Source organism: Vibrio sp. 1402 (assembly GCF_033340275.1).
Genome location: NZ_JAWOWE010000534.1, coordinates 1 through 567, shown reverse-complemented (window position 1 = coordinate 567; position 567 = coordinate 1). Strand labels below are relative to the sequence as shown.

The 567-nt window shown below is 51.1% G+C and carries 1 protein-coding gene; it reads left to right on the top strand.

What is annotated here, in order from left to right:
• Positions 1-63 precede the first annotated feature (63 nt).
• Positions 64-567: cation:proton antiporter (locus R7044_RS27100; RefSeq protein WP_225456214.1), on the top strand; the 504-nt coding region annotated here is incomplete at its 3' end.

The window sequence follows — 567 nt, the reverse complement described above, 5'->3', positions numbered from 1 at the left end:
AGTATCGTCGATGGCTGAGTAATCCTCTTGATGAGTGGGAAGCGTTGCACCAAGGAGGTCTGCATGGCGATAACCAGTGAGTTTCTACAAAGCAGTGTCGTGTTTCTGTCGGCGGCGGTGATTGCTGTTCCTTTGGCGCAGCGATTTGGCTTAGGTTCAGTGCTTGGCTATTTGTTGGCAGGAGTATTGATTGGCCCTTGGGGATTACGCCTGATTAGCGATGTCGATGCGATTCTGCATTTTGCCGAGCTCGGGGTGGTGTTGCTGCTGTTCTTAATTGGCTTGGAATTGAACCCGAAAAAATTATGGCAAATGCGAGGGCCGATTTTAGGTCTTGGCGGCGCGCAAGTTGTGGTGACGACGGCGGTTATTGGTAGCATTGTCAGTTTGTTTGGCTTGAGTATGCAGGTGAGTTTGGTCATCGGCATGGGGCTCGCCCTTTCCTCTACGGCTATTGCACTCAACGTGATTGAAGAGCAAGGCCTCAATGGCCCCGAAACGGGCCAGTCTGGTTTTGCTGTGCTGCTTTTTCAAGATATCGCCGTCATACCGCTGTTGGCTATGTTA